Annotated in this window: 12 protein-coding genes; 3 read left to right on the forward strand and 9 right to left on the reverse strand. The window is 42.5% G+C overall.

Going from position 1 to position 13,615, the window contains the following annotated elements; all coding sequences use genetic code 11:
- Positions 1-245 precede the first annotated feature (245 nt).
- From BLQ81_RS15225 to BLQ81_RS15270, 8 genes are all read right to left on the reverse strand, one after another.
- Positions 246-1,322, reverse strand: a complete 1,077-nt coding sequence (locus BLQ81_RS15225; protein WP_092731558.1) for an agmatine deiminase family protein — start codon at positions 1,320-1,322, stop codon at positions 246-248.
- Positions 1,323-1,324: 2 nt separating this feature from the next.
- Entirely contained in the window at positions 1,325-2,173 is an 849-nt protein-coding gene (locus BLQ81_RS15230; protein WP_092731732.1) for a carbon-nitrogen hydrolase, read from the reverse strand.
- A gap of 399 nt (positions 2,174-2,572) precedes the next feature.
- Positions 2,573-3,007 carry a type II toxin-antitoxin system HicB family antitoxin gene (locus BLQ81_RS15235; protein WP_092731561.1) on the reverse strand — a complete coding sequence of 145 codons (435 nt, stop codon included), beginning with the start codon at positions 3,005-3,007 and terminating at the stop codon, positions 2,573-2,575.
- Between the two features lie 28 nt (positions 3,008-3,035).
- Complete coding sequence (locus tag BLQ81_RS15240; RefSeq protein WP_092731564.1) at positions 3,036-3,221, reverse strand: type II toxin-antitoxin system HicA family toxin; 186 nt, start codon at positions 3,219-3,221, stop codon at positions 3,036-3,038.
- Positions 3,222-3,533: 312 nt separating this feature from the next.
- On the reverse strand, positions 3,534-5,888 hold the full coding sequence (locus tag BLQ81_RS15245; protein ID WP_092731567.1) for an ABC transporter permease: 2,355 nt from the start codon (positions 5,886-5,888) through the stop codon (positions 3,534-3,536).
- A gap of 353 nt (positions 5,889-6,241) precedes the next feature.
- On the reverse strand, positions 6,242-7,039 hold the full coding sequence (locus BLQ81_RS15255) for a WD40/YVTN/BNR-like repeat-containing protein (protein ID WP_092731573.1): 798 nt from the start codon (positions 7,037-7,039) through the stop codon (positions 6,242-6,244).
- A 606-nt stretch (positions 7,040-7,645) separates the two neighbouring features.
- Positions 7,646-7,936 (reverse strand): type II toxin-antitoxin system RelE/ParE family toxin, encoded by a 291-nt coding sequence (locus BLQ81_RS23155; RefSeq protein ID WP_092731579.1) that lies wholly within the window; start codon positions 7,934-7,936, stop codon positions 7,646-7,648.
- Positions 7,923-8,180, reverse strand: coding sequence for a type II toxin-antitoxin system ParD family antitoxin (locus tag BLQ81_RS15270; RefSeq protein WP_092731583.1), 258 nt, complete (start codon positions 8,178-8,180; stop codon positions 7,923-7,925). The genes BLQ81_RS23155 and BLQ81_RS15270 overlap by 14 nt, the downstream gene beginning before the upstream one ends.
- Before the next feature lie 178 nt (positions 8,181-8,358).
- On the opposite strand from BLQ81_RS15270, the gene BLQ81_RS15275 reads away from it, so the two are divergent.
- A complete protein-coding gene (locus BLQ81_RS15275; RefSeq protein WP_092731586.1) occupies positions 8,359-8,910 on the forward strand; it encodes a glutaminase in 552 nt (183 codons plus the stop codon).
- Between the two features lie 113 nt (positions 8,911-9,023).
- Here BLQ81_RS15275 and BLQ81_RS15280 read toward each other — a convergent pair whose 3' ends face one another.
- On the reverse strand, positions 9,024-10,478 hold the full coding sequence (locus tag BLQ81_RS15280; RefSeq protein WP_139183646.1) for a hypothetical protein: 1,455 nt from the start codon (positions 10,476-10,478) through the stop codon (positions 9,024-9,026).
- A 335-nt stretch (positions 10,479-10,813) separates the two neighbouring features.
- On the opposite strand from BLQ81_RS15280, the gene BLQ81_RS15285 reads away from it, so the two are divergent.
- Together BLQ81_RS15285 and BLQ81_RS15295 are read left to right on the forward strand one after the other, a co-directional pair.
- Positions 10,814-11,044, forward strand: a complete 231-nt coding sequence (locus tag BLQ81_RS15285) for a hypothetical protein (protein WP_092731592.1) — start codon at positions 10,814-10,816, stop codon at positions 11,042-11,044.
- 385 nt (positions 11,045-11,429) lie between these two features.
- A complete protein-coding gene (locus BLQ81_RS15295; RefSeq protein ID WP_092731598.1) occupies positions 11,430-13,265 on the forward strand; it encodes an alpha/beta hydrolase-fold protein in 1,836 nt (611 codons plus the stop codon).
- The last annotated feature ends 350 nt before the right edge of the window (positions 13,266-13,615 follow it).

Consider the following 13,615-nt stretch of genomic DNA (forward strand, 5'->3'; position numbering starts at 1 on the left):
TTAATCCGTATATTGGGAGAAGAAAAAAGGCGACAAACCGTGAAATCGACCGCCTTTTTAAACTAAAAAAACATTATACAAATATGGGCAAAAGGAAGAAAGATCCCAATGGGGATCTACGTCCTAACCATAAATGAACTCGCTACCAGTGTTTTGGCTTGCTAAACTGACGGCTATGGCCGACGGTAGGCAGGAAGTCAAAGTGTCAGCCTGACACAAATTTGCCAACTGCAACTGTAAACTACCTACTCCACAAACGGTTCCTGCTGACTCAGGCAGTGAAATGATCCCAATCCCCAGATAATGTCCGTGCTGTCAATGCCAACAACTTTTCGATCTTTGAAGCAATCGCTCAGAATATCCAAAGCCTTTTGGTCATTTTTATCCCGGAAGGTCGGAACTACCACGACCTCATTTCCAATGTAGAAATTAGCATAGGAAGCCGGAAGTCGCTGTTCCTCCCAAATCACCATCCCCGGCATCGGGAGCTCCACAATATTGAGTTGCTTTCCGTCTTCCAGCCGCATCTTTTTCAAAAGCTTCAGATTCTCCTCCAGAATTTCATGGTTTTCGTCTGACTTGTTTTTCTCAATCACCGTGACCACCGTATCTGCATTTACAAATCGGGTGATGTCATCGATATGTCCATCCGTATCGTCTCCAATGATCCCATCTCCTACCCAAAGAATATGGTTTACTCCATAGTAATCTCGAAGGTATTTTTCGATCTGAGATTGGTTCAGGGTTGGGTTTCGGTTCTCATTTAGCAGACAAGCCTTGGAAGTAAGCAGGGTTCCTTTTCCGTTGAATTCCACCGAACCACCTTCCATGACGATCCCTGGTCGAAAGCTGGGAATGCCCAAATGCGTCGCTATGTGCAGTGGAATCATGTTATCCAGATCGTGGGGAGGATATTTCTCACCCCAGGCATTGTACTCCCACTTCACCAAAGCCTTTTTGTATTCAGCCTCTGGATTAATTAGAAATGCAGGACCATGATCCCGGCACCAAGCGTCATTGGTTGGAAATAAGTGAAAAGTCACATTACTGAGTTTCACTCCAGCTTCCTTCAGGTGCTTCAGGGCGAAAGCTTTCATTTCGGAATCGGCCACATTGATATTAACCTTCTGACTTGCAGCTAATTCTTTGACAAATTGGGAATAAGGCGCATAGATCGTATCGATTTTTCCCGGCCAGCTTTCTTCCTTGTGCGGCCAACTCAGCCACATGGATTCCTGGGGTGCAAATTCCGCAGGGAAATAGTAGCCCAATTCTGCCGGAGTCGCTGCTCCGGATCTGGCAAGTTCAAAAACGTCTCTCATGCCTATTCTTCGTCGAGGTAGCGCTTTGTAATCGGTGCATAGGAGTCAATGCGACGGTCTCTCAGGAATGGCCAATGCGTGCGGTAGCGATCCGAACCTGTCAGATCCAACTCCTCCACATGAATCTCTTCTTCCAAGTGAGGGGCTTTGTAGGTTACTCTTCCAAAAGCATTGGACACAAAAGACCCTCCCCAAAACTGCATCGGACCTTCGATGCCGGTTCGATTTACTGAAACGACAGGAATACCGTTTGCCACAGAATGCGAACGCTGAATCGTCTGCCAGGCATTGTATTGATCATCATTCGTCTGTTCATCCTGATGCAGGGCCCAGCCGATGGCGGTAGGATACACCAAGAAGTCGGCACCTTTCAAAGCTGTAATTCGTGCTGCTTCCGGATACCACTGATCCCAGCAGATGAGGACGCCGATTTTGCCAAATTTGGTTGGGAAAACCTTGTAGCCTAGATCTCCGGGAGTGAAGTAAAACTTCTCAAAATAGCCAGGATCGTCAGGAATATGCATTTTTCGGTATTTGCCGAGGTAGGTTCCGTCAGCATCCAAAACAGCCGTGGTGTTATGGTAAAGTCCTTCCGCTCTTTTCTCAAAAAGTGAAGCTACGATCACCACTCCAAATTCTTTTGCAAGGTCTCCCATGGTATCTGTAGAAGGGCCGGGGATAGCTTCGGCAAGGAGGAAATTGTCGTAATCCTCTACATCACAGAAGTAGAGCGATCTAAAAAGCTCCTGCAAGACAATGACTTGAGCACCCTTTTGGGCGGCAGTGCGAATGCCTGCGATGGTTTTTTCCATATTTTCGGCCACATTCCCAGAGCAACTGAGTTGGACCATACCTACTTTGACGGTTTTATTTGACACGGCTAAGGCGTTTTTGATTCAGGTGCAAAGATACCTTGGGTGGGGGGGAATGGCAAATGAGTTTCGGGATTGTAAAATTGGAAAATTGAAAAATTGGAAAATTGCTGCTATCTATCTTTTATAATCTCAAAAAAAACGAAAGCTTATTTACTCAGCGGTACTTTTGGTTGGAAAAATTCGTAGCGGATGTTTTATTAGTGTTCCATCGGAAAGCTAGATGGTTATTTAACACCAGACGTTCCTACGGAACGACCGATCCAACTCCCTGCCATTGATCCACCAACCTAACCTTCCTACAGAAGGAAATCTTAGACCCAAACTTACCACGACACCATTGATTTTCAATGACTTTTCAATGAGAGTTTCCCCTCTCTATGCAAAATGGATTTGCTTTAAATCGTTTGCCAAGCGATGAAGACCTTCCTGAATCTGTTGGGCTTTCGCATCGGATAAGGGAATTATTCCACTGCTAATCTTTCGCATCATACTGGCGTTCATACCAATGTAATTAGCAAATTCGCTTTTGTTCAGGATAGGATATTGCTCGAAAAACTGCTTAACATCGAGAAAGTATTCCACTTTCGCATTTTTTAGAAACTCAGCTTCTGCATTCTTCCCCGTTTCCTTCAAGTAATCGACTTGATACTCGATTACCTCTTCGATATTTTCTTTTAATTCCTCATACGAATCACCTACCGTGTAAATTCCTGAATGGGCTGGAGCATAGGCACTGAACCCAGATTCTGTTTTTTCAAGAATGATTTTCAAGGCATTCTCAGAGGAGGTTTGAATTGCTTTAATGTTCATAATTTGGAATTGGTTAATGCTGTGAATATCATTTCAGCCCTGCATCTTTCAGTATTGCTCTTTCTGTACCTTTTTTTAGCTCTTGGGATTGGTGTCTTGGAACCGGTATTTGTCCTGATTTGCTAGGATGTCGATACAAATCATGCTTTTTGCCATGCTTATACAGATACCATCCATCCGCAGTTAAAAGCTTGAGCAGTTCACTGATTTTCATTCCTTAATTTAAGGATCATAATTGTTACATAAAGAAAAAAAGGAACAATTTTGTTCCTTTTGAGAAGGATTTTTCTAAAAAAATCCCTTCTAAGTGTAGTCTGCCTTTCTAAATTGAGGTCTTCGGATGCGCTGGGTGGAATTTGCAATTCAACCCTAATATTCTAACCAATTTGTAATTGGTGCTCTCCTTTTCTAAAATCTACCACGAATACTTTTCGATACCAGGTTTTTTCTGAAGTGAGTTCTACTTTCGATTTTCCGTCCGGTCAGCTAATTGAAGCAATCAAATTAATCTGGAAGCCGGAAGTTATTAACCTTCATTCTGCAGCGAATTCACCGGATTGCTCCAGGCAGCCTTGAGAGAATGGTAGCCTATAGAGATGAAGGTTAGTCCCAACACCAGAACTGCCGTAAAGAAATAGAGCGTCCAAGAGATCTCCGCATGAAAAGTATATCCCGAAAGAAACTGCTCTACAAAATACCAAGCGATTGGAAATCCCAGCCCCAAACTTACCACTACCAAGATGGCGAAATCCCTGCAGAGTAGCAGGGACAAGCTTCCTGCAGAAGCCCCCAGCACTTTGCGGATTCCCATCTCCTTGGTCCTTCGCTCTGCGGTAAACGAGGCTAAACCAAACAAACCCAAGGCTGAGATTAAACTGGCGATGCAGGTGAAAGCAAGAGAGAGCTTGCCGATAACCTGCTCGCTTTCATATTCCCGTTCAAATACTTCATCCAGAAAACTGTATTCAAAGGGGTAATCCGGATTGTGGTTTTTAAATATCGCACCGATCTGATTCACCACCGAAGGAAGAGAAGCCTCCTCGGATACTTTGAGGAAGTAGTGGTAACCCACATTTTCGGAATACATAAAAATCATAGGCTCGATGCCATGTCTAAAATTGTCATTATGAAAGTCTTCGGTGACCCCTACGATCCGCCCTTTGCCTTGCCACATTTCCAGTTCAGTTCCCACGGCCGTCTCAGGATCCAGTCCCATGACTTCTACGGCTTTTTTGTTTATGATGTAGTTGGAAGTGTCCTGGATTCCAGCAAAGTTCCTACCCTCACGGATCGGGATATTCAGCGTAGGGATAAAGCCCTCATCACAGCGGAAAATCTTGAAGTTGATCGTGGATCGTTCCGGTTTTCCCGGCCATACAGGATCTGGAGTTGTGATCGGCACCGTGAAAATACTGTTTCCTCCAAAGGCGAAAGATGAAACGCCGGGAAGCTGGAGTAGGTCATTTTTGATGCCTGCGTAGTTCTTGACAATCCCTTCGTTTTGATCAATCACAAGAATGTTTTCTTTATCAAAACCCAGATTTCGCTCACTGATAAAGGTGATTTGCTTGTGGACAGCAATGCTCCCCACTACTAAAATCGCTGAGGCTGCAAATTGTGCTACGACCAGCACCCGGCGCAGCCCGTTTCCGCTGTGCATGGACCGGCTGTCTCCTTTGAGAACTTTGATGGGATTGAATCCGGATAGGACCAAAGCAGGATAGCTTCCTGAAAGTAATCCCGTGAGTAGGGTAATCGCAAAAAGAGCCAAGAGTAAAACCGGATTTCCGAGCTCAATAATGACAGCTTTGCCAGTCAATTCATTGAAAAATGGCAGAAGCAACTGCACCAGTAATAAGGCGAAGATCAGAGCAATCCAGGAAAGCAGGACTGATTCCGTAATAAACTGGAGTATCAGTTCTCCTCGCTTTGCTCCGATGGACTTGCGGATACCGACTTCACGGCCACGGGTTCCGGCTCTGGCAGTGGCCAGATTGATGAAGTTGATGCAGGCCATCAGGAGGATCAGGAGTGCCACTCCACCAAAAAGATAGACCTGCTGGATTCTGCCTCCGACATTTACGCCGTTTTCAAACTTGCCGTGAAGCCAGAGATTTTCATAGGGGAAAAGAAAAGGAACACCTGTGCAATCGGCACAATTGGACTTGATTAGTCCGGCGATCTTAGAGTCAGGGTTTGGACTGTTTTCCACGAGCAAAACCGCTGCTCGGGAACCTCCGGCTTGCCAGTTTAGCATCCATGGATTTTCCTTCAGATACAGTTCAAATGGAACGACAAAATCAAACTGATGCGAGGAATTTTCAGGGAGATTTTCAAAGACTCCGCTTACGGTCAGTTCCAGTTTTTGATCGAGACTGAGTGACTTTCCTACTGGGTTTTCCCGTGGAAAAAGTTTGTCTGCCAAGGCCTCCGAGATAACAATGGAATTGAGTTCTGCGGCATGATTTTCTGATGCACCGATTGAAAATGGAAAGTTGAAAACCTTGAAAAACGCAGAATCGGCAAAGATTCCAGTTTCGTTATAGCCGGTTGATTGGTTTCTAACCAACATTGGCGTTTCAAAGCTGTATCTGGTCGCTGCTTCGATCTCTGGAATCTCATCCAGCAGTACGTCTTTGAGCCGGGCTGGAGGAACAGGATGAGTGGAAATATTTCCGTCGGGCAGTGTACTGTTCACCATGACGCTGTAAATGCGGTCACCATTCTCGAAAAAACGATCATAGGACACTTCATCCAGGATCCACAGGAGGATAAAAATACTCACTGCGATACCTGAAGTTAGTCCGAGGATATTAATAAGGGTATAACCCCGCTGACGAAGCAGATTTCTAAAAGATGTCTTCAGGTAATTTTTCCACATTGAATTTTCGGATTTGGACTGGAATTCGAGTTTTAGTCAGTGGTTGAGCCAAAGCCATGCCTGTTCAAAAAGGCCAAGACGCAATAATAAGGCATATTTGAAAACGTTGGATAATTTTTCAACGGACAATATTGTTCGATTTTGGGAAATAAATAAAGGTAAAGTATCCCAAAGAAAAGCACTTGATTTTCCTCTTAGCGCCCCTGAAAAGGTGTAGTTCTTTATAAATGGTTGGATCCAGGAAAAGAATGTATCAAAATCAATCAGGAAGTGATGGATTCTGAACTCAATCATTCGGATAGGAATATTGCTTTAGGATATTTTTAAGCTAATTGACATCACTGCGGATCATCCTATAAATTATCAACGATCACCTCCGCAATGCCACCCTTGTCCAATCCGAGGTATAATCTGTCCTGATTTCCTGAGCGGATAACCTTTAAATCCCAAACTCCGCCTCGTGCAATTTGGGGGAAAGCTGTAGTCTCCCACGTCAGTCCCTTGTCTTTACTGTGATAAATCTCCAGTATTTGCCGCTCCATGGCTTTTTTCCATTTGGCCGCATAAATAATATTGGAATTGCCGGGGCTTATCCCAATTCCAAAAAAGAAATGAGATTCTGCATGTCTATCAATCAGCGTCTTCCAGGTTTTTCCATTATCGGTGGTTTTGGAAAGCTCCCCCTCCCAGCCTACATAAATCGTTTGAGGATTGTCACGGTCAATCACGATTTCTTTGACCACAGTTGGATTTGGTACTAAGTCATTCCAGGATTTTTCTTCCCTGTCATTTTTTAGGTGAACAAGGTAACCATTTTCGATAGGGCCCTGACCTCCTACCCACAGCTCATTGGGAAGGATCGGGTTTAAGGCCATGTTCATAGAGGGTTGGGCTACCATTCCCCATTCTCCCCAAATCGGTTGCCATGTCTTACCTCTATCCAGAGATTTCGCGATCACTGATTGTCCGGTTGCATATAAGTGATTGGGGTGGCCCAGAACCTCCTCAAAATCACTAAGCCCATCTCTAAATCGAGGGTCCGATCCTCCAAAATTGGATTCGAAAACACTCCAGGTGTTTCCCGTGTCATTCGTCTTGTACAACTTGGAAACTAAGCCTTCATTCTCTTTTAGATTGACTACAGATGACAAAATTTCAGAATCAGTAAATGGTGGAGGTCAAGCACATTGTTTCCTTTCAAACCCAGCGATATAAATTTCGAATTGGTGGACTTGAGATTTTTCCCATAAACCCCATCTGAGGTAGCCGCAAAGATCCAGTCATTTTTGATCAGCAGTTCATTTATTGTGATCCCATTTAGTTCGTGTGAAACCAAGGTAAATGGACCGGTTTTAATTGGTGTAAATTCAGCATCTTCGCTGCATCCCCACAAAAAACAACTAGGGATAGGGTACTGAGTAGCAGTTTAAATTTTTTCCTTTTCATTGCGATTGGTTTTGTTTTCACCGTCTAAATCGAATATGTGTATTCGGTTAGCTGCACGTACCCAAATAAAGGTAGAATTAAGTTCCAATTGAATGTGCTGTGGACTGTTGACAGTCGTCTGTGGACGTGTATCCGCATACAAAATACCCCAAATCTAGTCCACGTGCATCAGTGCGGATACACATAAAATCGAATGACAGAATCAATATGCTACACCAAGAGGCAAAAAATTCATATCAATGGAATCCTTGCAAGCCAATTATTACAAAAGCCCCAATTAGAAGTCCCAGTCTTTATTATTCTAAAATCATTCAGATGAAATTTTTGTAATCTCTGCTCTGATGCAAAATCCTAACAATCAAAATCCCTTCCTCTTCAATAAGATAAAAAATCAGATGGGACTTGTAAATAAACTCCCTTAAACCTCGATACAAAAAATTGGATTCTTTTCCCAAATAAAGGAATTGAGCCAAATTCAATAAAGTTTCTTCTAACCCTGCGGTATATCTTCCCGCTTGAGAATATCCAAATTGCAAGATCCCATAGGTGTAAATTTCAGTAAGATCTTCCTCAGCCTTTACCGATAACCTATAGCTTGCCATCAGCCCTCAACTGAACTTCTACGTTTTTAAGAATATCGGAAAAAGACTTGGTCGATACACCCGAGTCTATTCCCTCCTGAATTGCAATTTTCAAATCTTGAAATTTACTTTTTCGATCTTGGTCTTGGCGAATAAGATGTCGAATGTATTCAGACTCATTGGTAAAATCCCCACCTTCAATTTGAGCTTTGATCCATAAATCCTGTTGATCTGTGAAAGTCAATGTTTTTCTAATTGTAGACATAGTAAGTTAATTTACACCAATATTCATACGATTGATGCAAATTAGTGTTTACACTTCAAAAGTCAATCAGCTCTTCTGGCTTTTCTCGAGTTTTCAAAAAAATAATTGTTCGCAGAATATTTCGAACATATTCAACTTAGAATTTGATACTAGATAGCAAAATCACCACTTTTCCCACATGGACTATCAGGAGTTAATAGACGAAGTTTATCATGAAGTAAAATCGGCAAATCCCAGAGGAAAGCTGGCTGATTACATCCCTGAACTTGCTAGCGTGGATGGGGATAAATTTGGAATAGCACTGGTAGATTTGGAAGGAAATATCTTCGGCGCGGGCGATTTTGAGGAACAGTTTTCCATCCAGAGTATTTCCAAAGTTTACACGCTCGCCATGGTGGCTCGTATTTTTGAAAGCAAACTCTGGTCAAGAGTAAATGTGGAGCCTAGCGGGGATCCATTTAATTCTATCGCGCAACTGGAATTTGAGAAAGGCATCCCAAGAAATCCATTTATCAATGCCGGTGCTTTGGTGATTACTGATGCCCTGACTTCTAAGTTCAAGGATCCTATTTCCGAAATAAGCAAGTTTATCAATGAAATCACAGGCAAAGAATGCATCAAAATCAACCAAGAAGTGATGGATTCTGAACTCAATGAAAAAGGAAATTCAGTTAAATCGATTATGGCTTTGGAACTGCTGACGGATAAGCTGAAGTTTTCATTGTTTTAGGGAGCTGAAGGATGCTCTTCCTTGGAAAATGGGGCTTCGGAATCGTAGGCAAAACCATAGATTCTCAATTTTTAGGCACCGAAACTGCCGGAAACTCCTCGCTTCACATAGATTTAGTCTTCCCCCATCATCAGATCTAAAAACTCCTCAATTGAGACTTCACCTGCCTTGACCTTCTTGTAAAAAGGTTCGACGACTTTAAGTGCAGCCTCAGCGAGTGCAGTTTCGACAAGTGGATGCAAAGGAAAAGAAATGAGTACAAAATGATCTTCGAGCAGGTCAAATAGAAAAGAAGCAGCCCTCAGTTGCCCTGTTTTGGCATAATAGTAAATCCAAGGCGAATAGAAGGACTGTAACTCTGTGATATGAAATTTCTCTCTCTCAGGTAAAAAATCCTGGATTTTCGTGAAATCGTTCATCGCCTCTGGAATGGAATCGACCTCACCCATTTCAATCAAGGTTTGCGCATGACAGGATAAACCAAACAAGTAGTCGGGGAATTTCGCTTTCATCTCCAAAGCGACTTCCAAAGATTGAGGCAATTCTCCGCTTCGTTGAAAATACTCCCATTTGTACTGATGCAAGATTCTGTTTTTGGGATACTTCTTGATCCCGGTTTCAATCATTTTCAGTAGCTCCAGATCAGCCTCATCAAATTCCAAATCAGAAAATTCGAGTCTTTCATAGACCTCAGCCATGTATTTTTGCTCTTCCTTCGTGAAGGAATACTTGGAGGTAGGCTCGTCAGTGTGAAAAATCTCCAAAAATGGAGCAAACATTGGCTCCTCGATCATTTCAAAATAAGAGTATTCGGGTAACCTGGTAAGCGTGTAAATCACAATTTCGTTGGTTAACTCTACAAAATTTCCCTCCTCATAAAATTCCTTCCAATCCCATTCATCCCAAGTGAAACATGGTTCTGAATATTTATCATCCATATCTTCCTCATCGAAATCATCCTCATCATCAAATTCATCCTCATCCAAGAAAGGATCAAAATCATTTCGGATAATTTCATACGAACCGGCTTCCCCATATTTCAATATTTGCCGCTCAAAATAAGGGGCTCGTTCATCATCAAAATTCAAGTAAAGCTGCGCTTTTCCACCTTCGCCAAGAGGCACTTCGATCCTCGGAAAATCGTCCGAATCCTCATTCAATATCATCTCTGCATACCTAAAATCTTCATGTGGAGCAATCCCATATTCATCAGCAAAAGCGATGGATTCAAAAATTACATTATGGATTAACTCGTAGGATACAGGTTCAAAATCCAACATCAACTGTTCCCTATAAGTATCCAAAATTTCCCGATAGAGGGATTCGGGTTCGTTGACAAAAAACAGGACATCCTTGGCCCCTGTACATAATAAATCTACCAAAACGGAAGTGAAGGTGACATTTCCATTCACATGCTTCCTGGAGAAGATCACCGGAAACTTCTTGATTTTTTCCCAATCTTTTGGCAGAAGGCACTCGAAAATCGACAGTTTTCGAGCACTTCCAGTTTTCAAATATGTGATGGGATTAAAAGAAGATTTTTGGGGTTTTGATTTTTTCTTCGCCATGGTTTGAATTTTTGTACTGAAAGGTAAAATCTCCTTCAAAAATATCAACCCATTTTTTCAATTAATCTTTATCAAATAGTTAGAAAATTAAACCGTAAGCATCCAAGGAGATAAATAAAAAGCAACGTTCGGTTTTTCCTTGACAAAAAATTCCTTTGAGAAACTTAGTGTTTTCGGCGGTAAAAAAACCAAAAATCTTTAGTTTTCTTCTTTGTCTGACTAAATGTAAATAGGATGCTATTCCAAATGACAATCCACAGGCAAAAAACCGACTTAAAAATCTTTACTTTTAAGTCCACGTTCACTACATTAAAACCAATCAACAAAAAAGAGTGATGTCAACAACGCTTAAATCTTCGGTACACCGACTCGTGGATGAGATCGAAAATGAACAACTCTTGGTTAAACTTAGGGATTTTCTTGAATTACGAAAAGAAACTCAGCCCGGAAAACTTTGGGAAGAATTGCCAGAAGGTAAAAAACAGGAAATTTTATTGGCTTTGGAAGAGTCAGACGATCAATCAACCCTGATTACCAGAGAAGATTTTTTGAATTCGAAAAAATGAAAATCCTCGTCAGCAAACGAGCAAATAAAGATTTTTTGAAGATTTTAAAATATCTGGAGTATAATTGGGCCTTGGGGTCGGTTGAAAAATTCAAATCAATCACTAATGACTTTCTGGATATTTTGGAAAGCTTCCCTGAAATTTGGGCATTAGAATTTCCCGAGAAAAATATTCGTGGATTTCAGCTTACGAGCCAAACTAGAGTTTTTTTCAACATTAAGCCAGCCTATATTCTAATATTGGCATTTTTCGATGTTTGGCAAAATCCTAAGAGTAGGAACTTTTAAAGGTATAACTGATATTTCAGCACCTATTTGCCAATGACAAATATTGCACGAGTTCAACAGAAGGCATACTTTTAGCCCCAACCTAAACCCATTAACCTATGAAAAAGCTTTTTTTGTTTACTCTCCTACTTTGCGTGGGGACTTTCACAGCATTCTCCCAAAAGGGCACCAAAGAACGTATCAAACTGCACAGCATCGCACTTGAAGGAAATCTAGCCGGCGATCCAGCCGACCGGGACGTGACTGTTTACCTCCCTCCCTCCTATGCGTCCAATCCAGAGAAGCGCTACCCGGTACTCTACATGCTGCATGGATTTACCGATACGGATTCCCAGTGGTTTGGCTGGGAAAAGCATTGGATTAACCTGCAGGATGTAATCGAACAATCCATCGCTGAGGGACTTTCTAAGGAGATGATCGTCGTCATGCCCAATGCCTACAACCGCTTCAAAGGAAGCATGTATGCAAGTTCGGCGACCGTCGGAGATTGGGAAACGTTCGTCGCAAAAGAACTCGTCAGCCATGTCGATGCCAATTACCGAACCTTGGCCAAGCAAGAAAGCCGTGGCTTGGCAGGACATTCCATGGGCGGATATGGAACCATGCGGTTGGGCATGAAGTATCCCGATGTTTTCTCCTCCATCTATGCCTTGAGTCCCTGCTGTATGGATGGTGGGGCCACGACAAATACGGAATTGATCACCAAACTGGAAGGCTTCACTGCGGATCAGATTGAGGGTGCATCATTTTTTGAAATCGCCACGCTGGCTACTTCAGCAGCTTTTGCTCCAAATCCAAAAAATCCTCCTTTCTACCTTGATCTCCCTACAAAAGATGGAGAACCCCGTCAAGATGTCATCAATAAAATCATCGCCAACCGGACGCTGTCTATCGTCGATCAATACATTCCTAATCTAAAAAAACTTAAAGCTATCGGCATAGATGCAGGAATACAGGATCGGGGGATCAGCGAAGCCACAAAAAAACTTCATGAGTTATTGGACTCCTATCAAGTCCCCCATTACTATGAAAGCTATGAAGGCGATCACCTCAATCGTATCGCTGAGCGAATTCAGACCAAAGCATTGCCTTTCTTCTCCAAAAATCTCGTGTTTCAGCCTGAAAAAGTATCTGAAATCATCGAAAACGGAGGAACAGGTAAATACCCTGCCATCATGATGAATGAGGCATCTCTTCCCAGGCACACGATCTTCAAACCTCAGGATTTATCGAAATTTAGTTCCACTGAAAAACTCCCAATTATCGCTTGGGGCAATGGGGCTTGCTTTGATTCCCCTTGGGAACATGTCAACTTCCTAAATGAAGTGGCCTCTCATGGATTTTTGGTCATCGCTATTGGCACGATGCCAAAGCAATCAGATGTTCGCTCCAAATCCCATAAATTATTGGATGCGATCGATTGGGCAATTGCTCAGAATGCTGATTCAAAGAGCCCTTATTACCAAAAAATCGATATTGACAATATCGCAGTGAGTGGTATGTCATGCGGAGGATTGCAAACATTGGAAGTTGCAGGTGATCCACGCATCACCACTGTAGGCGTATTCAACAGTGGAGTCTTGGGAAATCCAGGAGGAGGAATGCCGGGCATGCCGCAGGTGACCAAAGAGCAATTGAAGAACATCAAAGTCCCCACGCTTTACCTGCTTGGAGGAGAATCGGATATCGCCTATGGCAATGGAATGGATGATTTTGAGCGGATAAATCATGTGCCGATTTTCGTGGGCAATCTAGATGTCGGTCATGGCGGAACCTATAGTAAACCTTATGGCGGTGAATTTGCCAAGGTGGCTACAGCATGGTACAAGTGGCAACTCAAGGGAGACAAAGAAGCGGGAAAACTATTTTCCGGAAAGAAACCTGGTCTTGCTCAATCAGAAGGTTGGGTAGTGGATAAGAAGAATATGGATTAATGAGGATCAGCTCCATGCAAAGGGTATAATCCAAAAAGCACTTGTCGTTTTTTATGGACTTTGATTCATTAACGTAAATTTTTCCCGCAGATGATCACAGAAAAGGACACAGATTCCCGCAGATCTTTTTTCTAATTAAACGAAGCTTTTGCCTCTGTGTCCTTAAAAAATGCCTGTGGAAATTCAAGGGATTGGAGTGCTCAATAAGCTAAATTCAAAAAAAATCCATACCTCCTTTTCTCTGTGGTAAAAATCATTGGCGATACTTGGGGCTTTTGCCGGTAAATTTTTCCCGCAGATGTTCGCAGAAAAGGACACAGATTCCCGCAGATCTTTTTGCAAAAAAGCGA

Source organism: Algoriphagus alkaliphilus (genome assembly GCF_900103735.1).
Lineage (GTDB): Bacteria > Bacteroidota > Bacteroidia > Cytophagales > Cyclobacteriaceae > Algoriphagus > Algoriphagus alkaliphilus.

Coding starts and splice junctions, on each gene's coding strand:
- BLQ81_RS15225 (WP_092731558.1), bottom strand. CDS start 1,322: ATGAGAGACGTTTTTGAACTTGCCAGATCCGGAGCAGCGACTCCGGCA.
- BLQ81_RS15230 (WP_092731732.1), bottom strand. CDS start 2,173: ATGGTCCAACTCAGTTGCTCTGGGAATGTGGCCGAAAATATGGAAAAA.
- BLQ81_RS15235 (WP_092731561.1), bottom strand. CDS start 3,007: ATGAACATTAAAGCAATTCAAACCTCCTCTGAGAATGCCTTGAAAATC.
- BLQ81_RS15240 (WP_092731564.1), bottom strand. CDS start 3,221: ATGAAAATCAGTGAACTGCTCAAGCTTTTAACTGCGGATGGATGGTAT.
- BLQ81_RS15245 (WP_092731567.1), bottom strand. CDS start 5,888: ATGTGGAAAAATTACCTGAAGACATCTTTTAGAAATCTGCTTCGTCAG.
- BLQ81_RS23155 (WP_092731579.1), bottom strand. CDS start 7,936: ATGGCAAGCTATAGGTTATCGGTAAAGGCTGAGGAAGATCTTACTGAA.
- BLQ81_RS15270 (WP_092731583.1), bottom strand. CDS start 8,180: ATGTCTACAATTAGAAAAACATTGACTTTCACAGATCAACAGGATTTA.
- BLQ81_RS15275 (WP_092731586.1), top strand. CDS start 8,359: ATGGACTATCAGGAGTTAATAGACGAAGTTTATCATGAAGTAAAATCG.
- BLQ81_RS15280 (WP_139183646.1), bottom strand. CDS start 10,478: ATGGCGAAGAAAAAATCAAAACCCCAAAAATCTTCTTTTAATCCCATC.
- BLQ81_RS15285 (WP_092731592.1), top strand. CDS start 10,814: ATGTCAACAACGCTTAAATCTTCGGTACACCGACTCGTGGATGAGATC.
- BLQ81_RS15295 (WP_092731598.1), top strand. CDS start 11,430: ATGAAAAAGCTTTTTTTGTTTACTCTCCTACTTTGCGTGGGGACTTTC.